Origin of the sequence: Paenibacillus sp. OV219, assembly GCF_900110075.1 — a bacterium.
In the GTDB taxonomy this organism is placed as follows: Bacteria; Bacillota; Bacilli; order Paenibacillales; family Paenibacillaceae; genus Paenibacillus_Z.
In genome coordinates this window covers 319,591-346,538 of sequence record NZ_FOCJ01000006.1, presented here as the reverse complement: position 1 = coordinate 346,538, position 26,948 = coordinate 319,591, and the positions used below count along the sequence as shown (strand labels likewise).

Below are 26,948 nucleotides of genomic sequence, written 5' to 3'. Positions count from 1 at the left end.
GTTACTCGCTCCCTTCCTCTTGTACAACGCCAGCGGCCGCTGCCTGCAGGCGCTCGTAGACGGCCGGAAACATCTTATCCAGCCGCGCTGGGCGCCAATCCCGGTTAACCCACACATGGCGGGTACCGCCCTTCGTAAGCAGCTTTCCAGGCGGCTCTGCTTCATGCCACCACTGTGGCTGTGGAATAGCAGCCTGATCCTCAGCCAGACGGATCTCCGAGTGGAATGCCATCCGAATCGGGGAAAGCTCCTCGATCCGCGTACAAATAAATACGATATCGTCATAACGAGTCGGCGATACATACGAGATGTCCACATCAACGACAGGCAGTAGAAGTCCTGACTTCTCGATCTCAATATAGGACAGACCAAGCGACCTGACAAGCTCCGTTCGTCCAATCTCAAACCACGTCAAGTAGTTCCCGTGAAACACAACGCCCATCTGGTCCGTCTCTTGATATCGGACGCGAAGTGGATGCATATGCCAGAGCGCCTTATCCCCAGCTCCGATTTCTTTCTTCATCACCTAATCACCCGCTTTGAACAAAAAGCGACGGCACCCAAGGCACCATCGCTTCTTATCTATCTTTCAATCCATTACATGACTTTAGCTTGTCCGGAGTAGATCACGCCAACTTCAGCATAGACCGTTACTTCAGATCCGTCGTGCAGAAGCTCAAGCGCGTTCTGTACGCCGAGGATAACCGGGATGCCCAGGTTCAGTGCAACGATTGCCGCATGGCTAGTGATGCCGCCTTGCTCTGTGATCACTGCTGCTGCTTTGGAGATCGCTGGCATATATTCTTTGTCCGTCGAAACAGTCACAAGAATCGAGCCTTCTGTTGTCTTCGCGATTGCCTCTTGTGGAGTGCGCGCTACAACAACTTTACCTGTTGCGCTTTGTGAGCCGATCCCTTGACCTTTAGCGATCATCTCGCCAATCGTGTGGATCTTGATCAGGTTCGTCGAACCCGAGCGGCCAACCGGTACACCCGCTGTAATGATAACCGTATCGCCAAGCTTCACCATGCCGGAGCTGATGCCGCCTTGAACAGCGATGTCGAACATTTCGTCCGTTGTCTCAGCAGGTGTGCCAAGTACTGGCGTTATGCCCCAGATGAGAGCCAGACGGCGCATGACTTGTTCAACCGGCGTTACTGCGATGATCGGCGATTTCGGACGGTATTTGGAAATCATCCGTGCTGTGTAGCCGCTCTCCGTAGATGTAATAATAGCTTTTGCGGTTAAATCAAGTGCAGAGTTGGCAACAGCTTGGCTGATTGCTTCTGTTACTGTTGTTTGCTGTGCATTCGCTTGACGTGTAAAGATTTCACGGTAGTCCAGCGTCTCTTCCGCACGAACTGCGATACGGGACATCGTTTGAACCGATTCTACCGGATATTTGCCGGCAGCTGTCTCGCCGGAGAGCATGATCGCGTCGGTGCCGTCGAAGACTGCATTCGCAACGTCACTTGCTTCCGCACGAGTCGGACGCGGGTTACGCTGCATGGAATCAAGCATTTGTGTAGCCGTAATGACCGGCTTGCCAGCTACATTACACTTCTGGATCATCTTCTTCTGAACGAGCGGTACTTCTTCAGCCGGGATTTCTACGCCGAGGTCGCCACGCGCAACCATAAGGCCGTCGGACACTTCAAGGATCTCGTCCAGGTTGTCAACACCCTGCTGGTTCTCGATCTTCGAGATGATCTGAATGTGGTTCGCGCCATGCTTCTCAAGCAGCTCGCGAATCTCAAGCACGTCCGTCGCTTTACGTACGAACGATGCTGCGATGAAGTCGACGCCTTGCTCGATACCGAAGATGATATCGTTTGCGTCCTTCTCTGTAATACCAGGCAAGGAGATGTGTACGCCAGGGACGTTAACGCCCTTCTTGCTCTTAATTGGACCGCTGTTCACGATGCGGCATTTGATCTCCGTGCCTGCAACTTCTTCAACTGTCAGGCCGATCAGACCGTCGTCGATCAAAATCGTGGAGCCTTCCTCAACGTCTGCAGGCAGATTCGAGTACGTTACCGGAATGCGGTTACGGTCACCGAGAATTTCTTCTGTCGTCAGAGTAATCGTATCGCCTTGAACGAGCTCAATTGGCTCTTCCTTCAATTTGCCCAGACGAATCTCAGGGCCTTTCGTATCGAGCAGGATTGCAACTGTTTTGCCAAGCTCTTTGCAAGCTTGACGAATGTTCTTGATTCGGTTGCCGTGCTCCTCGAAGTCGCCGTGGGAGAAGTTCAGACGAGCAACGTTCATGCCCGCGTTAATTAGTTTTTTCGTATTTTCGAGCGATTCGCTGGAAGGTCCGATCGTACATACAATTTTCGTTTTACGCATAAGTAATTTTCCATCCTCCGTCTGCATCGATCACATTGTCGTTATACAGTCATTATTTAAACTCCGGCAGATTCAGCCTCTTGTATCTGTTCGATATCAGCATCCGGCTCCGGCGAGTGGAACTCTCCGATGCGGCGGAATTTCTCGTACCTGTCTTCGATCAATTCCTCGGACGAAAGCTTCGACAATTCGCCAAGGTGACGCCAGATCGCTTCTTTGATCGTCTCCGATTGCTCGGCTAGGTCACGATGCGCTCCGCCTTGCGGCTCGGCGATAATTTCTTCGATGATGCCAAACCCTTGCAAGTCAGCAGCTGTAATCTTCATGACAGCAGCCGCCTCGTCAGCGCGGGCCGCATCTTTCCATAGAATAGATGCCGCGCCATTCGGCGAAATAACCGAATAGATTGCGTTCTCGAGCATCAAGACGCGGTTGCCAACGCCAAGGCCAAGTGCACCGCCGCTTCCGCCCTCGCCGATGACGACACAAATAATCGGTACACCGAACATCGCCATCTCACGCAAATTACGGGCAATCGCTTCGGATTGACCGCGTTCTTCCGCTGTATTACCTGGATAAGCACCCTTCGTATCGATGAACGTTACGATCGGACGGCCAAATTTGTTCGCCTGCTGCATCAACCGGAGCGCCTTGCGGAACCCTTCTGGATGCGGACTGCCGAAGAAACGGGCAATGTTATCCTTCGTATCTTTGCCGCGCTGATGACCGATAACGGTCACCGGCACGTCGTTCAGCTTCGCTAGACCCCCAACAATTGCAAGGTCGTCGGCAAACAGACGATCGCCGTGAAGCTCGATAAAGTCTGTAAAAATCGTCCCTATGTAGTCAAGCGTCGTAGGGCGACCATGATGACGCGCCAGATGCATCTTCTGCGCAGGCGTCAACTCGTTGTACAGATCTTCTTGCAGCTGCTTACAGCGTTCTTCCAAACGGGCGATTTCATCGCTGAAATCAATACCCGAATCTTGGCCGAACTTCTTCAGCTCTTCGACTTTCTTTTGCAGCTCGTTAAGCGGCTTCTCAAACGGCAGCTCACCCGCCATTGATAATTTCCCCCTTTACCGAATGCATATCAAGCAATTTTGCAAGTGTTGCTTTCATTTCTTTACGGTGCACTACTTTATCCAGCTGTCCATGCTGCAGGTTAAACTCCGCGGTTTGGAAGTTGTCCGGCAGCTTCTGGCGGATGGTCTGTTCGATTACGATGCGGCCTGCAAAGCCGATAAGCGCGCCAGGCTCGGCCAAATTAAAGTCGCCAAGCAATGCGAAGCTTGCGGAGACGCCGCCTGTTGTAGGATCGGTCATGATTGAAATATACAGACCGCCGTCACCTTGGAACCTCGCGAGTGCTGCGCTTGTCTTCGCCATCTGCATAAGGCTGAGAATACTCTCCTGCATACGCGCGCCACTCGAAGTGGAGAACACGATCAGCGGAAGCTTGTTCGCATGCGCATGCTCGATTGCTCGAGTAATCTTCTCACCGACAACGGAACCCATGCTGCCTGCAAAGAAATCAAAGCTCATGAAAGCGGCGACGACCGGCAAACCGCCGATCGTCCCTACTCCCGTAACAACAGCATCTTTAAGACCGGAGCTCTTCTTCTGTGCTTCCAGCTTGCTCGCATAACCTGGGAAACCGAGCGGATCGACGGATTCGAGATCCGCGTCCAGCTCTGACAGTTTGCCTTCGTCGAGCGTAATGGCGATGCGCTCCCAAGCATTAAGCCGGAAGTGATGCCCACAGCCCGGACAAACCTTTAAATTCTTCTCGACTTCTTTGCTAAATTGAATGTTGCCGCACTTCGGGCATTTAGACATTAAGCCTTCCGGAATATCCGGTTTCGTACGCGGCTGACCCGATGGAATTGTGGCATACTTCTTTTTATGAAATAAGTCCTTGAACACGAGTGACACCTCTTTGGAGCGGAGCGCAGTAAGTTTAAGCTATTACCGCCCCGAGTTTAGAATATTGTTCAGCACTTCCTGCACTTCTTCCAGTTCGCCAGATGGGACCAATATCTCGTATTGCTGTTTCGATACGTTAATTGGCCTGATTTTTACGAGAAACCCTTCTTGGGTCAGCCGGTTTTTGATGCTCTCCGCAATTTTTGCCGTAGGCGCGATATAGATAACCGTCCACATGAAAGGTACCTCCTTGCAATGATAAAAAGAACATCTGAACACACTTGTATAGGCATTAGCCGCAAAATGAACACATGTTAATTGGACATATGATGTCATCATGATACCATATGTTTGGTTTTCATCGCAACGGCGCAAGGGCTGTGAGCATATTCCAGACCCGAAAAGCGGCGTTAACGCGAATTAAGGCGTGTCTGCGATTTCATACCGGTTCGCTTTTGGATCCTGATGCGCAATCCTTGCGGATGCAGCGGCAGCAAGGCCCGCGACGAGATCGTCCAGAAAGACATGCACATGCGTGCCCTTCTCATTAAGCTTACGGATGATGCCCGGCTTCACTTTGTCCAGATAGCCGAAGCTGGTAAGTCCGATCATACCATATACATTTGTAATGCCGAGCGCGAGTGTTTCGTCAACGCCGAAGAGCGATTCATCGGCTTCCATTATCGCTTGCAGCGGCGCCGGCAGTAGCTTCTGCTCCGCCAGCTCATCGAGTGCAATGCCTGTAAATAGGACATACTGCACCTCACGCTTGCCAAGCACGGCTAGCACGCTCTCCTCGCATTCCTCATAAGTCAAATCCGCATTATACGGACGCTGCAGCGAAAATACAATATCTGCAACATCACTTACCGATACACCGCGTCTGTTCAGCCATTTCTCCATCTCGGACGACACTGTTCATCCCCCACTGTCCGGCTTGTACGAATTGGGTGGAGACAGGAGAATCGTGACGAAGTTCCCTGGCTTCTTCAGCTCATACAAGCGGCGAATGCAAAGCTGCAAGCAACCCACTCGAGTTGCTATTCGCTCTGTGTCTCCTAAATGTATGCAGCTTCATATCCACATGTGCCTGCTTGAATAAAACGATTATTCGAGTCCATTAGCGTTATTATTTCACAACCGCCGATCCTTTACCAAAAATCGACTCGATTTGCGACAGCAACAACTCCGATGGTTTGATACGGAAGGCGTCGCTTAGCGCGACAGTCCGTCCTTCGCTCTCATAGAACAGAACAGTTTCATAGATGCCCGGGCTTGCCGTCAGCAGCGACTTCAGCTTCGCGAGCGATGCGGAGTCTTCGCTGCCAGCAACGATCTTGACGTAGAGGCGCTGCGGCCGCTTAGCCGCTGCGGCTGGCTGCTGCGAAGCGCCAGCGCTGCGGGCGACCGCCGGCTGCGCTGACGGAGCCGCTTGCTGCGAAGCCCCGCCGCTGCGGGCTGGCGCATTCGCGCGAGCTGGCGCTGCGGGCGCTGCTTGCCGCGGTGCGCCTGCGCTGCCCGGCTGCGAAGCTCCGGCGCCGCGAGCTTGCACCGCTGGCGCCGGCCGCGCAGACGTGCCGCCGCCGGCCGCGGAGCCGCCGCCTCCGCCGCGCGCCGCTGCTTCGTTGCTGCGGCTGCGGGCCTGCCGCTGCAGCCGCTGCACTTGCGCGGCCACATCGGCGGGCGCGCTGCCCATCCCAGTGCCGCCGCCAAGCGGCACGACATCTTCGATGAGGAGCTTATAGTCCTCATCTTGATGCTGCACGCTGGCGAGCACAATGACGAGGCTGCCCGGATCGAGCGCAGCCGAATGTCGCTTCCAGATCGTCGGGAATGCGACTGCCTCAACGCGCATAATGCGATCCTCGATTTCAAGGAAGGCCATCGCCTGTCCTTTCTTCGTCGTAAAATGCTTCGCGGACACCACCATCGCACTTACGATGGCGAAAGCCCCATCCGGCACTTCCGTCAAATCAACGAGCCGGTCGAGCGGCAGCTCCGCAAGCTCCGCCTCATATGCGTCGAGCGGATGCCCGGACAAATACATACCGAGCAGCTCCCGCTCCAGCGACAGCTTCTGGCCTGTCGTATAAGCCGGAACCTCCGGAAGCTCAACATCCCAGTTCTGCACTTCATCGAAGCCGAACAGCTCGATCTGGAGCTCCTCGCGCTCCTTCCGCCACTTCAGCGCCGCTTCGACGGTTTCATCGAGCACGGCGACAAGCTGCGCGCGATGTCCGCCTAGCGAATCACAAGCTCCTGCTTGAATAAGCGATTCAAGCACGCGCTTGTTCACAACGCGCAGGTCAGCGCGACGGCACAGATCAAGCAAGCTCTCGAACGGGCGATCCGCCCGCTCCTTCATGAGCGACTCGATCGCTTGCGTGCCCACGTTCTTGATCGAAGCGAGGCCGAAACGAACCGCGTCGTTGAGCGGAGTAAACGTCACATTGCTCTCGTTCACATCTGGCGGCATCACGTTGATGCCCATTCGGCGGCATTCGTCTACATACTCCGCCGTCTTCCGCTGGCTGCCTGTGACCGATGCCAGCATGGAAGCCATGAACGGCACGGGATGATTCGCCTTCAGCCAAGCTGTCTGGAACGCGAGCACGCCATACGCCGCCGCATGAGCACGTGGGAAGCCGTAGTCCGCGAAACGGACGATCATATCGTAAACGGCATTCGCGTCCTTCTCTGCGTAGCCTTGGCTCAGACTGCCCTCTACGAAGTGAGCGCGCTGCTCATCGAGCACCTCGCGCTTTTTCTTCGATACAGCACGGCGGAGCAAGTCCGCTTCACCAAGCGAGAAGCCCGCCATCTTCGAAGCGATCTGCATAATTTGCTCTTGATATACGATAATGCCGTACGTATCGGCGAGAATAGGTTCAAGAGACGGATGCGGGTATTCCACCGCAACATCTCCATGCTTACCAGCAATATATTTCGGGATAAACTCCATCGGACCCGGACGGTACAATGCCGTGACAGAGACGATATCTTCGAATTGAGTCGGCTTTAGCTCCTTCAGCACGCGCCGAACTCCGGTGGACTCAAGCTGGAATATCCCCGTCGTCTCGCCGCGCGAGAGCATCGCATAGGTTGCCGGATCATCGTCAGGAATAAAGCGGAAATCAACTGTGATTCCCTGCTGTTTCTTCACCCAGTCGAGCGTACGTTCAAGAATGGAGAGTGTGCGCAGGCCGAGGAAGTCCATCTTGAGCAGGCCGACCGATTCCAGATGCTCCATCGAATATTGCGTCAGCGCCGTCTTCTCGCTTCCTGCCTGGAGCGGCACATAGTGCGTGAGTGGCTCGCCGGAAATAACGACGCCCGCCGCATGCGTCGAGGCATGGCGCGGCATTCCTTCTACCTTAAGCGCCATCCGAAGCAAATCGGCTGTCTTCGGCTGGCGCTCTGCCGCCTCGCGGAGCTCAGCGCTGACACGCATCGCTTCCTCAAGCGTTATACCAAGCTGGTTCGGGATCAGCTTCGCTGCCCGATCCACCTCGCCGAACGGAACGGCCATCGCGCGGCCAACGTCGCGCACGGCTGCTTTTGCTGCCATCGTACCGAACGTAATGATCTGCGCCACATGCTCTTCGCCATACTTCGCAGACACGTAGCTGATGACTTCGTCGCGGCGCTCATCGTTGAAGTCAATATCAATATCCGGCATCGAAACTCGCTCCGGATTGAGGAATCTCTCGAACAGCAGCTTGTATTTGATTGGATCAACATCCGTGATGTTAAGCGTATACGCCACGAGACTGCCCGCCGACGATCCCCGCCCGGGACCTGTCCGAATACCCTGCTCATGTGCAAACCGGATGAAGTCCCACACGATGAGGAAATAGTCGCTGAAACCCATTTTGTCAATAACGCCAAGCTCATAGTCGAGACGTTCCGTGATGTTCTGCTTATAGCCCGCGTCCGAAGTCCATGCCGTTTCCCCGGAATAACGCGTCTCAAGCCCTTCATGGCAGAGCGCGGACAAGTAGTCCGCCGAGCTCCTCCCTGCCGGAATCGGGCTAAACCTCGGCAGCAGCGCGCGACCGAATGTCAGCTCAAGCTGGCATTTTGCCGCAATTTCCACCGTTCGAGACACAGCCTCTGGCGCCTGGCGGAACTGCATCGCCATCTCATCCGCGCTTTTGAGGTACATCTGATCCGTCATCATTTTGAGCCGGTCATCGTCTTCAACAGTCTTGCCAGTTCCAATACAAATCAGAACGTCTTGAACGGCGGCGTCTGCTGGCTGCAAGTAGTGAACATCGTTCGTTGCTACCGTCAGAATACCTGTCTCCTGCGAGAGCCGAAGGGTTGCCTGCAGCACCTTCTTCTGCTCCAGCATGCCATGGTCTTGCAGCTCCAGATAGAAATCCTCGCCGAATATGGAGCGGTAACGCTCCGCAGACTTCAGCGCATGCTCGTAACGGTCATGCAACAGATGCTGAGCAATCTCGCTGCCCAAACAAGAGCTAAGGCAGATAAGCCCTTCCGAATACTGAGTCAGCACTTCCAGGTCAATCCGAGGCTTGTAATGGAACCCTTCCAAGTGACCAATTGAGCTTAGCTTCATCAAATTCCGGTAGCCCGTCTCGTTCTTCGCAAGCAGAATCAAATGATAGATCGGATTATCCTTGCGCGCGCCTTTGTCGAAGCGCGATCCCGTTGTGAAATAAACCTCGCAGCCGATAATCGGCTTGATGCCTCTAGCGATACAAGCTTTATAGAAAGGTACAGCGCCGTATAAGACGCCGTGATCCGTTAAGGCAAGCGACTTCATGCCGAGCGCAGAAGCTTGGGTCACCAAATCTTTAATCCGAGCAGCCCCGTCGAGCAGGCTGAATTCGCTATGCACGTGCAAATGGACAAAATCGCGTTCGCCGCTCATTGTTCGTCACTTCTTTCTTTCAGAGAAAAAGCATTTATACTAGTTTATCATATTGCCGCCTTGCTCGCCCATAGAATGGACTAGGGGACGAGCCGCTTGTGCAGCCGTACCCCACGTATTTCACAGGAGGGTGTAATGAACAAGATGGACTCCTTCTTATCGAAAGCTACGATTGACTTCTTCATCGCCTTCGGCGTCGTGTTCGGCGGCTCTATGCTAGCTGGAATCGGCTCGGTATTCGTACTCTCGGCACCTGCTGCCATCATGCTGGATACCGCATCACGGCTCAAGATTTGGGCGCTCGTCGCCGCTGTAGGCGGCACAATCGACCCGATGCGAGTCATTGAAAGCAATATGATCGAGGGTCATCTATCGCCAGTCGCATTTCAGATCGCCTACATTCTGTGCGCTTTTCTCGGCGCGCATATGGGGACAGAGCTGATTCGTTGGCTATGTAGAGGGGCGGTCTGACCCATGCGCGTTCCGCCCTTTGAACGGTATACGAGACTAGTTCAGGCATGCGCTTATGTCGTGCTTGGCGCCATACTAGGCGCGGTGGCCTATCACGCGGTCTTCTTTATGAGCTTCAACGCTTTACGCGACAGCAATACGGGACTTGAGGATAAATTGATTGAATATGAGGATCGGATTGAGAAGCTGAATAAATTTAAAGACCAGCACACAGTCATTAAGACTGTACAGCCGATCTTGCTGGACAATAAATCATCGGATGGCCCTGCCCTGACGGACGAGCAATTGAAGCTGGAGCTGAAGGATAAGCTGAGGAAGGACTTAAGCGTCTTCGTCGGCACGAGCATTTATAAGATTAATGCCAATGGCGAGCTCGGCCGAGAGCTGATGGATAACAAAGTGTATTTGCTTACGAGCGGCAAAGAATTCAATGTCGAAATTCGGACGATGCTCGTCGTCGATAATGTGCTGCAGGTATGGTTTAGAGCGAATCCGTATACGAGGCCGATCAAATAATCGACACAAGTGGGCAGCAGCCTTATTTTCGCTAGGACAGCAATTCATGCTACAATAGGACAAAACTATTAACCTGCACAGCAAAAAAGGAGCTGCAATTAACCTCATGGAAAGTACACTTCACTGGCTGATCGTCATCGTGATTATCGGCGCATCGCTATTCTCGGTTTATAACAGCTATAAAGCACGCCGATCGAACGATACGCGGCAAAGAGGCATGTATGCTGCACGCATGAACATCTACATGGGCATCATGCTCGTCTTCATCGCCCTGTTCGTCATGCTCGCTTACAACGGATCGACAATCAAAGTCATTATCGGCGCGCTGTTTATCGTGCTTGGCCTATTCAACTTGTTCGCGGGCTTGCGTAATAACAGCATTTACCGCTCGATGAAAAGTTAGTACGGATCCATTAATTGCGCCGTGAGCATAGCTTTGGCAGCGAGGCCGTTTGGGTCCCTTAGCTCAATCTCGAGCTTGGCGCTCTTGCGGCTCATCTCCAGCAGGCTCGGCTGAATGACTACTTCACTCTCCAGCTGAATCGGCCTTACGAAATACGTCGTCATACTCTCGATGATATAGTCCCGCTTCCCCATCTCGCGTATTAGCCCCCGCGCAGCTTGCGTCATTAAGGTGACCAGCACCCCTTCTGAAATTGTGCCGAAAGTCCCGGACATTTGCGGCGTAATCCGTCCCTCATAGAGCCAGTCGCTCTGTTCACTCTCTTTCTTCGCGAATCCCGCACCGATCAATTCATCGAACGTTTCACCGGACTCCTTCTGCTTTCCTGCATAACGCATCGCTTCCAGCACTTCCGTTCGGCTTAGCGCAGCGAGCAGCTTGCGGTTCTTATCGACAATCGGCAGCAGATCAATGCCTTCAGCCGCCATCGTATGCGCCGCGGATGCAATCGGAATGTTCGGCGCCGCCGTAATCGGGCTGCGTGTCATCAGCTTGTCAACAAGCTGTGTATCCGGCTCGCCATCGGCATCCTTGGCTGTCATCATGCCGACGACTCGGCCACGGTCATCTAGCACCGGGAAGCGCGAGCCTCCTACCCTTGCTGCAAGCAGCATATAATCGTTCTTCGTCTCGCCAAGGCGCATCGTCTCTACCGGACGGCTATAAGTGACGATGTCTTCGACGAGCATGATTTTCTGGCGGATTAGCCTATCGAACATCGCCCGGTTAATGATCGAAGCGACGGTAAAGGTGTCATACTTGGAGGAGAGAATTGGCAGCCCCTTCTCATCGGCGAGCCGCTTGATCTCTTCGCTTGTGCCGAAGCCCCCCGTAATCAGCACGCCCGCGCCTTGCTCGAGCGCGCATCTATGCGCCCCTTCCCGGTTACCGACAATGAGAAGACTCCCTGCGTCGATGTATCTCACCATCGCATCGAGCTCCATCGCGCCTATGACAAACTTATGCAGCGTATTATCGAGCCCCGCCGCACCCCCGAACAGCTCGCCTTGCACAATTTCAACTACCTCGCCGAACGTCAGCCGATCGAGCGTCTCCCGGTTGCGGCGCTGAATGCGGACCGTGCCGATCCGTTCCTTCGTGCTGACAAGCCCGGCTGCTTCCGCCTCCTTGATCGCCTTGTACGCCGTGCCCTCGCTTACTTCGAGATCCTCTGCCATCGTGCGCACCGATAGTTTGGTACCGATTTCGAGCGCATTAATATATTGCATAAGACGCTCGTGTTTCGTTAGCGCTTCTATCCCATTTACTCCGGAAGCCACGGACGGTCACTCCTTTTCTCGTATTCGATACGTTTTATTGTAGCAGAAGCAGGTCAAGTTTTCAGAAAAAACGTAGGGCAAATGCCTATTTTTCCCTGTACCGACGCTGTCCGCCAATCACCAAGGTATATCTGTCCTCATATGATGAATTAATTCGTGTGTAACTGCCTAAGACTTCAGAAGCTGCACCTCGTCATCCTCCAGCCTGGAAGGAGCTTCGTCGATGCTCAAATCGAAAGTCGCCGTTCAGGTCATCAGCCCAGGCATCTTGCCGGATGATGCCATAATGCTCGGCGATGCTTATTTAAGACAATGGAAAATACCGCAAGGACAGCCGGTCGTCCTGAAGTTTGGAGCGCTCCGCCATTATGTCAAAGTGGTGCCAGTTGAGCGATATGACGGCATGCGCATCGGTCAAAGCTTAGCAAGAAAGATGGGCTTATTCGTTGGTACATCGCTTCGCATCCGTTACAACTACGATACGTCCACTCTCTCGCTTGGCCCGTTGATCGGTGTTCTTATCAGCCGTGACGATCCCGAAACGAGAGATCGGCCGTTCGGCTCCATCACCTTGTTCTGCAAGGAACTCGTCGATGCCTGCGCCGCCCAAGGCGCTCACGTTTATTTTTTCACTCCGGATCATGTGACAGATAATTTCAATAATGTTGAGGGATGGGTCTACTCCGATGGCTGGCGGAAAGTGATGATGCCCGTTCCCGATGTCGTCAACAACCGTTTAACGAGCCGCAAGCTGGAGAATCGTCTGAATGTACAGCAGTTTATTAAAGAAGTGAAGCTGCGGCATGGCAGTACGGTGTTCAACGAGAAGTTTCTCGATAAATCCGAAGTGTTCGAAGCACTGGTGAAGGACGGCTCCCTAATCAAATATTTGCCGGAGTCGCATGTGCTGCGCAGCTTACCGATGCTCAAGGCGATGTGCAGTAAGTACAACACCGTCTTTCTCAAGCCGGTGCGCGGCAGTCTGGGCAAAGGCATCATCCGCATCTCGAGAGTTGATACCGATTCTTATATAGCGCAATATGCGACTACGCTCGGAACGCGGAGACAGCATTTTAACGGGATCGCCAAACTGTACGCCTCCATCTCCGGAAAAATGAAAACGGTGCGTTACCAGATCCAGCAAGGGCTTCATCTGATTGATATTTTGGGGCGGCCTGTCGATTTCCGGGCGCTTGTGCAGAAGAATGAGATGGGCAAATGGATGCTTACATCAATCGTCGCACGCACAGCCGGAAGCAATCACTTTGTCTCCAATCTCGCTAGAGGCGGTACGCTCAGCACCGTTCGCGAGGCGGTCGCAAAGTCAAACCTCTCGAACAGCAATGATGCACCGGGGAAGCTAGCTCGCGCCGCTCTTGAAATTGCGAAAGGTATTGATACGCACATCCCTGCTCACTTCGGTGAGCTTGGAATCGATCTGGCGCTCGATACGAGCGGTCGGGTCTGGCTGCTCGAGGTCAACTCGAAGCCGTCCAAGAACGATAACACACCGCTGCAGGATAACAAAATCCGCCCATCCGTCCGCAATATGATTCGCTATGCCCGGCATCTTGCCGAATTTTAATGAAAAGGAGGTAGCGACGCTTGGCTATCTCTGAACAATCCCCAGTACTTGGCGTTATGATCAGTGAAATTCGTCCGAAGTCCATGTCAGGCGCGCAAGGCGAGAGCAAGACGCCTTCCGCATTGCCGGAGGACTCATTCTGCCGTCTGCTGAGCCAGCTTGGGCCATCACTTGGGCTGCTCGTTTATTTCTTCTGCGCCACCAGCGTCCCATACTCTGCGAACCGGATGCTCAACGGTTATCAAATGCGAGACGGCGTATGGCATGCAGGGAGCTTCCCGCTTCCCGACCTTGTCTATGACCGAGCGCTGCCTAAGTCATCCGATCATTACGCGCTCACGATAGAAGCGCTGAACGAACTAAAACGATTGAAGCCGTATATGCTGCTGAACGGCTCGCTTCCCGGCAAGCTATATGTCTACAGCGTGCTGAGCGGCAATGCCAAGCTAGCGCCGCATGTCCCGCGCTCTGTCGGTTATTCCGGCGCGCATAGTCTCGAACTTGCTGCGAGCCAGTACGAGGAAGGCATCTTCATGAAACCATCTGCCGGCGCGCAAGGCAGAGGAGCATTTCGACTCATTCGGGCGGGAGACGGCTGGCAGATTGATGGCAGAGACCGAAGGAACCGTCCTCTTTCACATGCGTTCTCCAGTTGGCGGAGCGTTGGCAGTTGGATCTTCCGATTTACCGCGGGAGCGCCTTACGTCATCCAGCCTTACCTCAAGCTGGTTGACGAGAACGGCTGCCCCTTCGACGTTCGTGCACTTGTGCAGAAGGACCGATTCGGCAGATGGTCGTTCACCGGCGCTGCTATGCGCACGGGCGAGAGCGGAAGCGTTACCTCGAATTTGCACGGCGGAGGCACAGCAGCAAGTGCTGCAAATGCGCTTGCTGAGCGTTTCGGCGAGGATGCCGCAGCTCGGATGCTGCAGCTCATCCGCCGGATCAGCGTTTGCGCAGCCGAAGTACTGGAACAGCATTTCGGGCGGTTTGCCGAGCTCGGCATCGACTTCGGCATTGAACAAGACGGTCGGATATGGCTGCTGGAAGCAAACAGCAGGCCAGGCCGTCAGTCTTTTGAGGATGATGAGCAAACGTATGAAGCTGCGGTCATGCGGCCGCTACAGTATGCCCTGCATCTCGCTGCTCGCCAGAAACCGATATTTCATTCAAACCGAAATCAAGGGAGATACATCCAGGAGGTTCATCCATGAGTTTGACATCTTGTCATGTACACTTCTCACCATCAAACGATCGCATTGTCTATCTGTCGGGCTCACTCCTCAAGTCGCTGAAGCTCGCCGGCAAGAAGACAATCCAATTAAAGCTCGGCCACGAGGTCATAACCGCAGCGGTCAAAACAATTGAGCGCCAAGGCCACCATCTCTATCTGTCCGCAGGCGTCCGTCAATCTATCCGCGTGCCGAAAGCCGGCAGCATCTCCTTTGTTCAAGGGGACGACAATGAGGTTCAGCTCGGTCCTCTCATCGGGGTCCTGACAGACGGCGGCCGTTCCAGTGAGTCTCCATTCGGCTCCCGCTCCGGATATATTCGTCAGCTGCTGCGAATGGGAGAACGCAAGGCATACTTCTTCGCTTTCACGCCGCGAGACGTGAACTGGAATCAAAACACAATCAACGGCTACTTCCTGAACAGCACTGGCGGCTGGTTCCGCAAAGTCGTTCCGCTTCCCGATGTGATCTACAACCGGCTGCCGAGCCGCGTAGCTGAGACGACTTCTACGATCATGTCATTACGGGAGCGATTCATCCGCAAAGGCGTTCCGTTCTTCAACTGGAGCTTCTTCAACAAATCGGATGTGTATAAGCTGCTCGATAAGGATGTAGAGGCACTCCAGCACTTGCCGGAGTCCGTCACGAACCCTCGCTCAGATAAAATAAAAGAGATGCTCGAGAATCATCAATTCATCTATTACAAGCCGACTGCAGGCAGTCTTGGCATCGGTATTTACCGACTTACGTATCATCCGAAGCGCGGGTACTTCGCCCGTTACCGCAGAGGCGGCACTAACGTCCTGCTGCGCTTTACGAACTTCAACAGCTTGATGCGGATGCTGGAAACAAGGCACGGCAGCGGACTCGGCAGGTACGTGAGCCAGCAAGGCGTACGGCTCATCGAAATCGACGGTTGCCCGCTCGACTTCCGGTTTCATATGCATAAGAACGGCAACAATCAATGGGTGCCGGTTGGCATCGGCGCGAAGAAAGCGGGCCGCGGTAGCGTAACTACGCATATCAAGAATGGCGGCTCCCTGCTCACACCGGAGCAGGCGCTTAAGCAGGCCTTCGGAGATCGCTCCGACGAGATGCTGACGAAAGCGAAGGAGGTTTCCGTGAAGCTTTCGGAAGCGATCGAGCGCAACTTCCCGCATACGCTCGGCGAGCTCGGTCTTGATATCGGCATCGACAAAGACGGCGAGGTGTGGATGTTCGAAGCCAATGCGAAGCCTGGCCGTTCGATCTTCAGTCACCCGGCACTGCGCGCGCAAGGACGGGAGTCGGTCAATCATATCCTGGAGCACTGTATGTACCTCAGCAAGTTCACGGGGCAAGGAGGCGAAGATTGATGGCACTCGTATTTCACGAGGATTCAGCAGAAGAAGCCATCATTCAGAGCAAGCAGTCCGTTCTCGCAATATTGACGATTGAAGATGACATCCAGCTGTTTCGCGGCAACCGGAGCAACTTCGCCGATATTATTGCAGCCGGCGCCGATCATGGCTTCCTCGTTTACGTTGTAACTGTCAAGCAGCTGAAGCTTCGTCGGAAGCTGCTTGACGGCTTCACCTATGACAGAGATACCGATACGTGGATTGGGCAGAAGTTCCCTGTGCCGAACTTGATCTATAACCGGATTCCGCTGCGAGAGGATGAATTGCAGCCGGAAGCAAGGCGGAAGATTGCAGCCTGTGTCAACCATCCGCAAATTCAAATCTTTAATCCTTCGTTCTTCAACAAGTGGAGCTTATTCAAATGGCTTCGCCAATCACGCACGACGCAGCCGTTCATTCCCGCTACGCGGCGTCTCTTGACGGCAGGAGGCCTCGGCAAAATGATGCTGAAGCATCGCTTCCTGTACTTGAAGCCAGTCAGTGGCAAAGCGGGCAAGGGCATTATGACAATTCAGCTGCAGCCGGAGAAGACGCTCCCCTATACGCTGAAGATTCAAGGCGATAAGGGCAGCACGAGCTATAACTGCGGCTCGATTGCGAAGCTCTGGGCCAAGATTGTCAAAGAAAGCGGCGGCGAGCGATATATTGCGCAGCAAGGCATTCAGCTCGCAGCATTCAATGAACGCTCCTTCGACCTGCGGACGCTTGTGCAGAAGAACCGGCGCGGCCAATGGGATATTAGCGGCATCGGCGCGCGCGTCGCCGGCTCCTATAGCATTACGACGCATGTGCCGCGCGGCGGCAGCATCGAAGACCCAGAGAAGCTGCTTGTCAGCGTATTTGGCCAAGATGAAGCACGTAAACTGCTAATAAAGACCCGCAATACAGCGCTCATTATCGCGAGACAGATCGAGCGCGGCTCCCGCCGCAAGCTGATGGAGATGTCGATGGATCTCGGCGTCGATCAAGACGGCCATGTCTGGTTCTTCGAGGCGAATGCGAAGCCGATGAAGTTCGATGAACCGGATATCCGCAAACGTTCACTCGACCGGATCTTCCAATACAGCCAATATTTGCTAAAGATGCGAGGGCTGTAGCGGGGAAAATGGAACGTCGAACGTTGAGCGGAGAACATGGCGTCTGGAGCGTGTGGCGAAGTGCGCCTGCGGGTAACGTGCACGCGAGGAGTGAACTCCCCTGTGAAAGTGAAGCTGTTGTCGCCGTCCCAGTGGCCGGCATCGAAAGAGAAGATCACTCGTTTTCTGTATCGGTATGGCGATAAACGGATTACAACCGCAGCGCTTGCCGCGCTTCAGGAGCTTGCTCCCGCGCGGCTCTCGGCAAGCCGAGCGGGCGGCAGTGGCGGAGAAGACGGGGCTGGAGCCGGAGCGAGCGTCAGGAGCGGCGAAGCTGGAGCTGGACCCGAAGCGGCGATAGCGATTGCGGTGGTAGGCGGCAAGCTCGCCGCCGTTGCCTTCGCGGAAGATGGCGGCGAACGCGCCTGCTTCGTCGTCGTCTCGCCGGAGTTTCGTGGCCAAGGCGCTGGAAGCTCGCTGCTTGCGGCGTTGCAGCGGCGCCTCGGGCGCCTCGCTTGCACGGTTGCTGCCGATAACCCAGCTAGCATGAGCATGTGCTTCCGCGCTGGCATGAAGGCGGTCAGCCTGCATACCGGTCCGACGGGCAAGCCGACGCTCCGGTTTGAGAGCTAGCAGCTGCAGGAATATGCAATTCTGCATCAACCGCCGGATTTTAGTCGACGCTTCCGATGTGAACCTTTTGCAACATCATCTTCGGTAACGAACGCAAAAATTAAAGCTTATGCTTCCGAAGTCAAATTTCTGCTCCACCTTCGGTAACTAACGCAAAAATTTTAGGAGGAGTTATTATGGGTCAGCCGGTTCTCGGCATCCTAACCCTCTATCTCAATGACAATGGCATGCTCGAGGAGAGGCCTGTCTATCAAAAGATGATCATTGCAGGAAAGAAGCTTGGCCTTGAGGTGTTCGTATTCACACCTTCAGACGTGAACTATACACAGAACCGGATTAACGCACATATGTATGATGCTGCAACGCAGAGCTGGACGCGGAAGTGGCGTTCTTTTCCTCATATGATCTATGACAGGTGCCGGATTCAGAAGAGCCATCGATTCGTGGAGCTGAGCAATTTCCGCAGGAAGTATGGGCATCTCACCTTCCTGAACCGCGTGCTGCGCAACAAATGGACGGTTTACAAAACAATGCGCAAGGAAGAGGTTTTCAAGGAGCATCTGCCTCTGACGCGCATGTATGAGAGCTCGAATGACTTGATGGAGATGATCCGCAAGTACCCGCTCGTCTACTTAAAGCCGATCAACGGCACCGGCGGCCGTGGCATTCTTCGTATTGAGAAACAGGGAAGCAGCTACTCGATTCAAGGCCGTGACCAGGATCGCCGGATCGTATCGCCGCAGCGGGTCGCGCTTTCCAGCATTCAGAACAGGCTGGCTTCATGGAACTTGAAGGATAACCACTATCTCGTCCAGCAGGGCATTCAGCTGAAGCTGCCGAACGGGCGTGTCCATGATTACCGGATGCTCGTGCAAAAGAATGGGCAAGGCGAATGGGACGTAACTGGCTGTGCCGGCAGGATTGGCGCTTCTCGCAGCATCACGTCCAATCTGCACGGCGGCGGGCAAGCGGTCAAAATGAAAGAGCTGCTCAGCGAGTGGATCAAAGACGATAAAGTGACGCATGACATCATTGAGCGAGCGGAGCTGCTCGGCGTCGAGATCGCCGAATTCCTCGAGCAGTCCTACGGACGGCTATGCGAGCTTGCTCTTGACCTTGCAATTGACCGCAAGGGCCAAATCTGGCTGCTCGAGGTCAATCCGAAGCCAGCTCGCGAAGTGTTCATCCAAGCAGGCGAACGCGACACCTACCGGACGGCTATCATTAGGCCGCTAGAATACGCCATCTGGCTGCACGAACAAAAAAAACGACGGAAAGAGAAGCTCGCCCCGTCGTCATATGATTAAGCACAGAGAAACCCACGTTTTGTTTGAAAACGGTGGGTTTCTCTGTTATTGCTGTTGAGGTCGGTTCCGGCGCATGCCGATCACTAATTGGATGTTTCTACATTGCTCTCTCGACTGATTGAGCTAGCGGGACGATGCTTTTATTAGAACTGAGAGAGCGTATTTGCTCTCTCAGTTTGCTTTGGCGGGATTCCGCCATGCGAGAGAGCGTATTTGCTCTCTCGGCTGCTCCAGCTGGCGGAACGCCACTTTCCCTTTACGCGTCACACGCTACACGTCGCAGCGGTTCCCAAGTGCCGCTTATTCCCCCGCCAGCTCCAGCAGCTGCCGGAAGTCGCTGATTAACGCGTCGGAGCCCTGCAGCTCCTCCTGGCGCCCGTAGACGGCGTAGGCGCAGCCGACGACCTGCAAGCCGTTGCCTTTGCCCGCCTCCACATCCGAGGAGCGGTCGCCAACCATCCACGCGGACGTAACGCCGTGATCGGCCATCAGCCGCGCGACAAGCTGAACCTTCGAGGCGGTGCCGTACTCGCCTGCGCTGTACAAGCCATCGAACAGCGTCGCTATGCCCTTGTAGCGCGCCACCTCTTTCACATACTTCTCCAGTCCGTTGCTGGCGACGAACAGCTTAAACCCGCGCTCGTTCAACACACGCAGCGTCTCCTCCACATATGGATACAGCTGTCCCTCGCCAGCTGCGAGTCCCTCCAACTCGTATTGCAGCATGAGCTCGTCCGCTCGGCGCTGCGCTGCTTCCGAGGCTTCTGGCATCACTTTGCGCCAAATATCTTCAAGCAGCATGCCGAGACACTCGAGCAATCTCTCCACCGGCGGGGTAGGCTGCATGTACAGCCCCTCTTTGCGAAGCGTCTCGAAGATCCGCTCATGCACGTGAACAAGCAGTGTATCGGTCTCGAACAACGTACCGTCCATATCAAAAATTATTGCTTCAGGTTTTGCTAACTGTACCCAACTACTCAAGCGAACAAACCCCATTTCACCATTTATTGCCTTTTATCATACTGGAAAAGAAGTCAGAGGTGCAAGACGCGCCGTGCTAACCATTTGTCACTGCTTTTTCGTTTCCCTACCTCGACTGATCTCTGACAGCCAACCACCGCGCCCGGCTAACGGATCGTAACCACCTACGAGCCCACGAGCGCCTAGCGTGAAAAGAGAACGTGAACAAGAAAGTGCCCGAGAGGAAGTCCCCAGGACAGGACTTCTTTCTCCGGCACTCTAAGAGGTGCAAGACTCACCTCAATTTTCTAGATCATTTTTCTTTTCCCCGCCTCAATCTCTTACCATTTCCCCGGATCGATATCGCCCGGTTTCAATCCCGCCCACACATTCGAGATAACCGCCTGCTCCGGATGCTCAAACACGAGCCATGCCGACGGCAAATATCGACCCTCGCTGCTCTTCGTTGATGGCTTGTTCAGCACCGCTCCGTCCTTCACGAGCATCGTGGAAGAACCGCCATCGAGGTTTGCGGCGATCACTGCGCCATGCGCGAGCATAATATTTTGCACATCGTATAGGTTTGCTCCAATGCTATGGCCCGGCTGGCGCCCGTCAATGACGACAAACAGAATGGCCCCGTCCTCTCGCTGCCCCATCGCCGTTCTCGGTGCAATGCCCCAGCCATCTGCAGCATTCTTAATGAGCCCTTTGCCATTGACGATAATACGCGGCTGGAATGTCACCGCTTCCTGTACGCCAAGCTGCTGCAGCTCTGCGAGCGTATAGCGGCCAGCGATCATTTTGCCTTGCTTATCGAGCCCGACGACCTGCGTCGAACGCGACTTGCCAAGGTCGCTATAGAACAGCTCGCCGCCCGACATGACGATGCCAATCGGCTGGAACCCGTTCCCCTGCCAATTCGGATCAGCGAAGCCGCCGCCGTTCACTCCTGCTACCGCGCCTGTACGCTGAACCATACTCAGCACCCGTTCGCCTCGGCCCGCCTTCTCTGGCACGGCGATGCGAATCTTCTTCGGATCATTGATGGTCATGACGTAGCCGCTGTAGCCATGCCCGGAAATTTTCTCGATCTGAACAAGCGGCTTTTCCTGCTCTGCCGCACCGCTGTCCTCACTCGTCTGCTCACCTGGTGAAGGACTGATCTCATGCGTATCCCGCTCATCACCCATTGCATCGAATCGGTTCTGGTACTCCTTCACTCGTGAATCGAGCTCATGCTGCCCAATAATATATTTGGCCAAATAACGATGCTGCGTCGTAATGAGTGTATCCGCGATCAAATAGCGAAAATTGTTGCCTGAAGGCGTAATAAACATCCAGATGATACCGCCTATGCCGAGCATAAACAACACGATTGCGGTAATTGCGACAACTCTTACAATTCGCTTAAGACGTCTGGAAAAAGGCGTCTGAGGAGGAGTCGTTCTTCTTGGCGGAACAGAAGACGCTCCCGTTCTGCTGCCCGCTGGTATATTCGTTTCCATTTATTAAAGCTTCCTCACTTCCAAAATACGAGTAATGTCCGTAACATGTAGACGCCGCCTCCCCCCGAAAAGTTTCAGTCACTAATGAAAATTTACAAATTCTCCTGGGACTAACACACGTCAAAAAAGCCAGCATACCGTAATGGCACACCAGCTTTCTCTCATCCTTCTAGGCCATTAAAACACTTTTTTTGTATCTCGATCCGCCTTGATCATCTCGACCGCTTCCTTGAACCTCATCGCATGGACAATTTCCCGCTCACGCAGAAATTTCAATCCATCCTGCAAATCCACGTCGTCCGTCATATCAATAATCCATTGATACGTCGCACGCGCCTTCTCCTCCGCTGCAATATCCTCGTAGAGGTCAGCGAGCGGATCGCCTTTCGTACCGATATACGCTGCCGTCCACGGCACACCCGCAGAATTGGCATAGAACAGTCCGTTATCATGATTGACATAGTTCGAGCCAAGTCCCGCTTCTTCCAGCTGCTTCGGCGTCGCATCCTTTGTCAGCTTATAAATCATCGTCGCAATCATCTCAAGATGAGCGAACTCCTCTGTGCCTATATCCGTAAGTAAGCCAACTACTTTATCCGGTATCGAATATCGTTGATTTAAGTAACGAAGCGCCGCCGACAACTCGCCATCTGCCCCGCCGTACTGCTCTACAAGATAGCGCGCGACCCGCGGATCGCATTTGCTGACCCTAACCGGGTATTGCAGCTTCTTCTCATAAATCCACATGCAGCATCGCCCTCCCTTCGTCTGCGCTTATACCTGCCAAGGCCAAGGGCTCTCGACCCATTGCCAAGGATATTTGGAAAAGCTGTGCCCAAACTGCATAAGCGGTCCATATTCCATCTCGAACTGTGTCGCGCATTGCTGCCGCTGCTGGGCCAGTTGATTAAACTGCTGCAGCGCCTGCAGATCATTCGGATGTGTATCGAGGTATAGGGTTAGCTCAACCAACGCAAAATCCAGCTGCTGCAGCTCCAGAAGCTTGCGGTAATAATTCTCATCCAGCTTCTTATTCATCCGTTATGTGCCTCCCCCTGGCTTGCATTTAGACTCATAAGGGCTAAACAATGCAGGCCAGAGCGTGCCAAGCCTCAGTGCATCCGCCAGCGGAAACTGCGGCAAATTCATCGGTTGATACGGAATATACTGATTGGGCGGAACGGAATAGGATTTCACATATTTAGGCGGACAAGGGTCGAAGGGGCCGACAAAAGGATACCACTCGCGAGTTTGTTTCGTCACATTCACCTGTGTACTCCTCCTCACAATGCGCATCTCAAACAATGCTTCATTTTTCAAATATATGACACTCGCCTAGCTTTAGTTCCTATTCGACTTATTAAATGATTTCCCGGGCAATACATAACTCTACGCGCACAAAAAAAAGCCTGTACCCGATAACCAGGCACAGACTCCCAACATTATTCTTGCTCTTGCTCCTTAGAGGAGCTATCACGAGCCGTTCCCTTCGGTGCAGCATAGATGTGTACGCGCAGCACGCGCAGCCGCTCACTCTCCGCCACTTCAAACACATACCCGCCTGTCTCGATCTTCTTGCCGACGACAGGGTTGCCCTCGAGCTTCGTGAACAGCCAGCCGCCAATCGAATCAACGTCATCATCTTCAATATCCAGATTGAACAAATCGTTCATCTCTTCGATCAGCATCCGGCCATCTACCGAAGTGATGTCGCCATTAACGACAACGTTCGGCTGTTCATTATCAAACTCGTCATGAATTTCACCGACAATTTCTTCAAGAATCGACTCGGTGGTCAGCATGCCTGCCGTACCACCATATTCGTCGACTACGATGGCAAGCTGCGAATGCTTACGCTGCATCAGCTTCAGCACGTGACTAATCTCCATCGATTCCGGCACATTCAGTATCGGGCGAAGGAATTGGCGCAGCGACAGTTCTTCATCCGGATCCGCCGTCAGCAGATCGGTAATATGTACGAAACCGATCAATTGATCCTTATCTTCCACGCAGACCGGATACCGTGTATGCTTCGTCGAATAGACGATCTTCATATTATCTGCAAAGGATTGGTCTGCATACAGGCAGTCCATATCAGTCCGCGGTAACATCACCTCGCGTGCAAGCCGATCAGAGAATTCGAATATGTTATCGAACAGCTGCAGCTCCTCTTTGTTGATAATGCCGCTCTTCGCGCTCTCATCCATAAGAATCCGAATTTCTTCCTCCGTATGAGCGGAATCATGCTCGCTTGCCGGTTCGACCCCAATGAAGCGTAGCAGCGCATTCGCAGAGCCGTTCAGAGCCCAAATAAACGGAAGGAACATCCGATAGAAGTACAGCAATGGTATCGACAGCCAGAGCGAAGTCGCTTCAGACTTCTGAATCGCAAGCGACTTTGGAGCCAACTCACCAAGCACAATATGAAGGAAAGTAATGACCAAGAAGCCGATCGCGACCGAAATCGTATGCAAGACCGGACCATCTGACAAACCGATAGCCGCAAAGATCGGCTCAACGATAAGATCGGTAACCGCCGGCTCGCCCACCCAACCGAGCGCCAGCGAAGCGAGCGTAATCCCGAACTGGGTAGCAGATAGATAAGAGTCCAACCTTTTGTTAACTTTCAGTGCGTATTTGGCACGCGTATGCCCTTCGTTTGACAGTTGGGTCAAGCGGGATTGCCGCACCTTGACAAGCGCAAATTCCGCCGCAACGAAGAAACCGTTTAGCAATACGAGAAAAAGGACAAGAGAAATATAGAGTACGATTTTGCCGAATTCAAATTCATGCACAGCGTTTGAACGCTCCTCTCATCGGTATGCTACCGGTGTTTGCCTCGACTTCGCCTTCACTTTTACAGAATAGCTTGTCGAGTACCGAAATCCACATCCCGATAATACATATCTTTCACAAGCAGATTCGGTCCGCAGCAAGCGGCAGCCGGACAATGGCACTCCACACTGCGGGCAAGCGGATGCTGAAGCCATCGTCCGAACAGTTCGTCCAGTCGGTCATCACCAATATTACCAAAAGCTGGAACATCGGAGAAGTCCGTCACGAAAACATCGCCTGTAAACAAATTGACGTTCAACCGGTTGCGGCCATCTGGATCGTTACGAACGGTAACAAGCTTCTCTGTCACAAGGCGCTGAAGCAGCTTGCGGTCCTCCGCATTCTCATTGCAATGATAGAACGGTAGCGTACCGAACAGCATCCAGATGGATGGGTCCCGGCTATCGAGCAAGGCGTTAACCGCGTCGCGCATTTGAGCAGGCGTAATGACCGGCAAATCTGCTGCGAACGCACTCGGATACATCGGGTGAACCTCATGGCGTTTGCAGCCCATCTCGAGGATAAGCTTGTGAATCTCGGGCATTTTGTTATAAGTGCGATAGTTAATCATGGACTCCGCCGAGACGAATAGTCCGCCATCGCTGAGCCTACGCGCATTGTTGATCATCCGCTCGTACATCCGCGCAGCCGTTTCTTTTGGAACCGGATGGCCGCTCTTCGCGAACCCGATTTCGTGAAAATCATCGCTATTCGTATAGTTAAACGAGATATGCATGACGTCGAGGTATGGAGCAATCTCCTCATAACGACTGTAATCAAGCGTAATGTTGGAGTTGATCTGGGAGGTTAAGCCGCGGCTGCGCGCGTATTTCAATAGCGGTATAATATATTCCTTCACCGTGCGCGAAGAGAAGGTCGGCTCTCCACCGGTAATGCTAATCGTCTTCAAATGCTCCACTTCGTCGAGTCTGCGCAGCATCTGATCCAGCGGCAGCTTCGCTGGCTCAGCCATGACGAGCGTATCGCCAACGGCACAATGCTCGCAGCGCATATTGCATAGATTGGACATAGTCATCTCGACGCTTGTCAGCACATGCCGGCCATGCTGGCTAAGTGAGATAATCGGATCCCAATGATCGTTGAAAGGCGAGTATTTCGGATCTACATCAGTTAATCGTATTGCATTTTGCATTTGTTCTCAGCACCTGACTTTATTAAAATAAACATTCGTTCTTCATATCTTCTTATTGTAATGTTCAAGCTCGCTTGTTGCAAACCTGTTGACCTCTCCAATTGAGCGATCCAGAAAAAAGGAGCCTCATCGGCTCCTCTGTCATCTCGTATAAAAAAGTGGAATCGTAATCCTTACGTGCCGGAAGCTTCCGGCAAATGCGGATCATCGTTCACGCCGACAATCATCGTTGTCAGCTGCGTCGACAGATCCAGCTCGTATGGCGCATTCAACTGTTCGCCGTTCTCATTATTCAGCACGCGCACAACCGGGCGATGCGGACAAGAGGAATTAATATCGACAACGACGCCGAGTTCCCCTGTATGCAGCTTAACGGTTATGCCGAGCGGATAGATCGCAACCTTATCCCGAAACAGCTGAAGCATACGCTGTTCATACAGCGTGCCCGTCCCTGCATACAACGACTCGACCGCCTCATGCGGTAGCATCGGCCTGCGATAGATTCGTGTTGTCGTCATCGCATCATAAGAGTCGACAAGCCCGATCCACTTTGCATATTCGTGAATCTGGTCGCCTTTAATACCCCGTGGATAACCGCTGCCGTCAAGCCGTTCATGATGTTGATACGCACAATGTGCAGCAATGAGCGGAATGTTTGGCTCATCCTTCAGCAAATAATAGCCGCGCTCGGCATGCCGCTTCATCTCTTCATATTCATCAATGGTAAGCGAGCCTTGCTTCTTGAGAATATTCGGGCTAATCTGCGTCTTGCCAATATCATGAAGCATCGCGCCAAGGCCAAGCGTCATCAGCTCGTCCTTACTGTATCCGTTCGCAATGCCAAGCAGTGTCGTGTACACGGCTACATTCAGTGAATGCTGAAATAAATAATCATCAACAATGCCCATGTTCATGAGCATAATCATTGCATCCTTCTGACCCGTCAAATCATCAATGACCATTCCCATGATCTGCTTGAATGACTTGGCGATATAAGGATAGGTAACACCGCTTTTTCGATTGGGCCGATCCATTAGATCACGGAAATTTGTGCGAATTTCACTAAGCGCCCGTTGTCTGGTCTCTTCGCTGATAAGATCAGGTATAACAAGGTCAGCCAATCGAGGGTCCTGAATATAAACGAAATGAACCCCGCATTCAGAAAGACGGTTAATCAGCCGTGCTGATAGTTCGACATTCTCACTTAAGAGAACGACTCCTTCATCTGAATAAATCTTTTTGGCTAATTGCATACCTGGTCGGCACATCTGTATGGGCAATAATCGCATCGTATCGACCCCTGCCTTGCATCCATTAATTGGTAATTTCGAGCATAATCCTCGTAAGTTTAATG

25 protein-coding genes are annotated in these 26,948 nt (G+C 53.3%); 9 read left to right on the top strand and 16 right to left on the bottom strand.

All coding sequences use genetic code 11. The features are described 5' to 3' along the window. Window position 1 precedes the first annotated feature (1 nt). The 7 genes from BMY11_RS17335 to BMY11_RS17305 form a co-directional block, all read right to left on the bottom strand. Complete coding sequence (locus tag BMY11_RS17335) at window positions 2-523, bottom strand: acyl-CoA thioesterase (RefSeq protein WP_090578761.1); 522 nt, start codon at window positions 521-523, stop codon at window positions 2-4. 74 nt (window positions 524-597) lie between these two features. Beyond that, window positions 598-2,352, bottom strand: coding sequence for a pyruvate kinase (gene pyk / locus BMY11_RS17330; protein WP_090578757.1), 1,755 nt, complete (start codon window positions 2,350-2,352; stop codon window positions 598-600). Between the two features lie 56 nt (window positions 2,353-2,408). Further along, window positions 2,409-3,416, bottom strand: coding sequence for an acetyl-CoA carboxylase carboxyltransferase subunit alpha (locus BMY11_RS17325; protein WP_090578754.1), 1,008 nt, complete (start codon window positions 3,414-3,416; stop codon window positions 2,409-2,411). Then, window positions 3,406-4,278 (bottom strand): acetyl-CoA carboxylase, carboxyltransferase subunit beta, encoded by an 873-nt coding sequence (gene accD / locus BMY11_RS17320; protein WP_090578751.1) that lies wholly within the window; start codon window positions 4,276-4,278, stop codon window positions 3,406-3,408. Before accD ends, BMY11_RS17325 begins: the two co-directional genes overlap by 11 nt. Before the next feature lie 42 nt (window positions 4,279-4,320). Further along, window positions 4,321-4,515: a glutamate decarboxylase gene (locus BMY11_RS17315; RefSeq protein ID WP_090578748.1), complete on the bottom strand. Its 195-nt coding sequence runs from the start codon at window positions 4,513-4,515 to the stop codon at window positions 4,321-4,323. 183 nt (window positions 4,516-4,698) lie between these two features. Then, window positions 4,699-5,181, bottom strand: a complete 483-nt coding sequence (locus tag BMY11_RS17310; RefSeq protein WP_371262866.1) for a phosphatidylglycerophosphatase A family protein — start codon at window positions 5,179-5,181, stop codon at window positions 4,699-4,701. A 226-nt stretch (window positions 5,182-5,407) separates the two neighbouring features. Further along, window positions 5,408-9,175 (bottom strand): DNA polymerase III subunit alpha, encoded by a 3,768-nt coding sequence (locus BMY11_RS17305; protein WP_090578743.1) that lies wholly within the window; start codon window positions 9,173-9,175, stop codon window positions 5,408-5,410. Between the two features lie 144 nt (window positions 9,176-9,319). Between BMY11_RS17305 and BMY11_RS17300 the strand changes: the two genes are divergently transcribed. The 3 genes from BMY11_RS17300 to BMY11_RS17290 all read left to right on the top strand — a co-directional run bounded on the left by BMY11_RS17300 (window position 9,320) and on the right by BMY11_RS17290 (window position 10,565). Then, window positions 9,320-9,646 carry a YtrH family sporulation protein gene (locus tag BMY11_RS17300; protein ID WP_090578996.1) on the top strand — a complete coding sequence of 109 codons (327 nt, stop codon included), beginning with the start codon at window positions 9,320-9,322 and terminating at the stop codon, window positions 9,644-9,646. A 3-nt stretch (window positions 9,647-9,649) separates the two neighbouring features. Next, the gene (locus BMY11_RS17295) at window positions 9,650-10,162 is read left to right on the top strand and encodes a sporulation membrane protein YtrI (RefSeq protein WP_090578740.1); all 513 of its coding nucleotides are present in this window, start codon (window positions 9,650-9,652) and stop codon (window positions 10,160-10,162) included. 106 nt (window positions 10,163-10,268) lie between these two features. Continuing rightward, complete coding sequence (locus tag BMY11_RS17290; RefSeq protein WP_090578737.1) at window positions 10,269-10,565, top strand: YtpI family protein; 297 nt, start codon at window positions 10,269-10,271, stop codon at window positions 10,563-10,565. Here BMY11_RS17290 and BMY11_RS17285 read toward each other — a convergent pair. Then, window positions 10,562-11,854, bottom strand: coding sequence for a DRTGG domain-containing protein (locus BMY11_RS17285; protein ID WP_090578993.1), 1,293 nt, complete (start codon window positions 11,852-11,854; stop codon window positions 10,562-10,564). The two genes, BMY11_RS17290 and BMY11_RS17285, sit on opposite strands and share 4 nt — an antisense overlap. A gap of 274 nt (window positions 11,855-12,128) precedes the next feature. Here BMY11_RS17285 and BMY11_RS17280 point away from each other — a divergent pair, with 274 nt between their 5' ends. The 6 genes from BMY11_RS17280 (at window position 12,129) to BMY11_RS17255 (ending at window position 19,138) form a co-directional block, all read left to right on the top strand. Further along, complete coding sequence (locus tag BMY11_RS17280) at window positions 12,129-13,490, top strand: YheC/YheD family endospore coat-associated protein (protein ID WP_090578734.1); 1,362 nt, start codon at window positions 12,129-12,131, stop codon at window positions 13,488-13,490. Window positions 13,491-13,510: 20 nt separating this feature from the next. Continuing rightward, on the top strand, window positions 13,511-14,704 hold the full coding sequence (locus BMY11_RS17275; RefSeq protein ID WP_090578731.1) for a YheC/YheD family endospore coat-associated protein: 1,194 nt from the start codon (window positions 13,511-13,513) through the stop codon (window positions 14,702-14,704). Then, window positions 14,701-16,077, top strand: coding sequence for a YheC/YheD family endospore coat-associated protein (locus tag BMY11_RS17270; protein WP_090578729.1), 1,377 nt, complete (start codon window positions 14,701-14,703; stop codon window positions 16,075-16,077). Before BMY11_RS17275 ends, BMY11_RS17270 begins: the two co-directional genes overlap by 4 nt. After that, the gene (locus BMY11_RS17265; protein ID WP_090578726.1) at window positions 16,077-17,219 is read left to right on the top strand and encodes a YheC/YheD family endospore coat-associated protein; all 1,143 of its coding nucleotides are present in this window, start codon (window positions 16,077-16,079) and stop codon (window positions 17,217-17,219) included. The genes BMY11_RS17270 and BMY11_RS17265 overlap by 1 nt, the downstream gene beginning before the upstream one ends. Before the next feature lie 102 nt (window positions 17,220-17,321). Beyond that, window positions 17,322-17,831, top strand: coding sequence for a GNAT family N-acetyltransferase (locus BMY11_RS17260; protein ID WP_177182685.1), 510 nt, complete (start codon window positions 17,322-17,324; stop codon window positions 17,829-17,831). A 176-nt stretch (window positions 17,832-18,007) separates the two neighbouring features. Continuing rightward, entirely contained in the window at window positions 18,008-19,138 is a 1,131-nt protein-coding gene (locus BMY11_RS17255) for a YheC/YheD family endospore coat-associated protein (protein WP_090578721.1), read from the top strand. A 300-nt stretch (window positions 19,139-19,438) separates the two neighbouring features. On the opposite strand, the gene BMY11_RS17250 is transcribed toward BMY11_RS17255, so the two are convergent. The 8 genes from BMY11_RS17250 to BMY11_RS17215 all read right to left on the bottom strand — a co-directional run bounded on the left by BMY11_RS17250 (window position 19,439) and on the right by BMY11_RS17215 (window position 26,883). Next, window positions 19,439-20,119 (bottom strand): HAD family hydrolase, encoded by a 681-nt coding sequence (locus BMY11_RS17250; protein ID WP_256217582.1) that lies wholly within the window; start codon window positions 20,117-20,119, stop codon window positions 19,439-19,441. Window positions 20,120-20,439: 320 nt separating this feature from the next. Beyond that, window positions 20,440-21,465 (bottom strand): phosphodiester glycosidase family protein, encoded by a 1,026-nt coding sequence (locus BMY11_RS17245; protein WP_256217619.1) that lies wholly within the window; start codon window positions 21,463-21,465, stop codon window positions 20,440-20,442. Between the two features lie 318 nt (window positions 21,466-21,783). Beyond that, window positions 21,784-22,353 carry a manganese catalase family protein gene (locus BMY11_RS17240; protein WP_090578712.1) on the bottom strand — a complete coding sequence of 190 codons (570 nt, stop codon included), beginning with the start codon at window positions 22,351-22,353 and terminating at the stop codon, window positions 21,784-21,786. 27 nt (window positions 22,354-22,380) lie between these two features. Further along, window positions 22,381-22,644, bottom strand: coding sequence for a spore coat protein CotJB (locus tag BMY11_RS17235; RefSeq protein WP_090578709.1), 264 nt, complete (start codon window positions 22,642-22,644; stop codon window positions 22,381-22,383). 3 nt (window positions 22,645-22,647) lie between these two features. Next, window positions 22,648-22,869 carry a spore coat associated protein CotJA gene (locus BMY11_RS17230; RefSeq protein ID WP_090578990.1) on the bottom strand — a complete coding sequence of 74 codons (222 nt, stop codon included), beginning with the start codon at window positions 22,867-22,869 and terminating at the stop codon, window positions 22,648-22,650. A gap of 179 nt (window positions 22,870-23,048) precedes the next feature. Further along, window positions 23,049-24,401 (bottom strand): hemolysin family protein, encoded by a 1,353-nt coding sequence (locus tag BMY11_RS17225; protein WP_090578704.1) that lies wholly within the window; start codon window positions 24,399-24,401, stop codon window positions 23,049-23,051. A gap of 62 nt (window positions 24,402-24,463) precedes the next feature. Further along, window positions 24,464-25,594, bottom strand: a complete 1,131-nt coding sequence (yfkAB, locus tag BMY11_RS17220; protein WP_090578700.1) for a radical SAM/CxCxxxxC motif protein YfkAB — start codon at window positions 25,592-25,594, stop codon at window positions 24,464-24,466. 173 nt (window positions 25,595-25,767) lie between these two features. After that, complete coding sequence (locus tag BMY11_RS17215) at window positions 25,768-26,883, bottom strand: HD-GYP domain-containing protein (protein ID WP_090578697.1); 1,116 nt, start codon at window positions 26,881-26,883, stop codon at window positions 25,768-25,770. Between the last annotated feature and the right edge of the window lie 65 nt (window positions 26,884-26,948).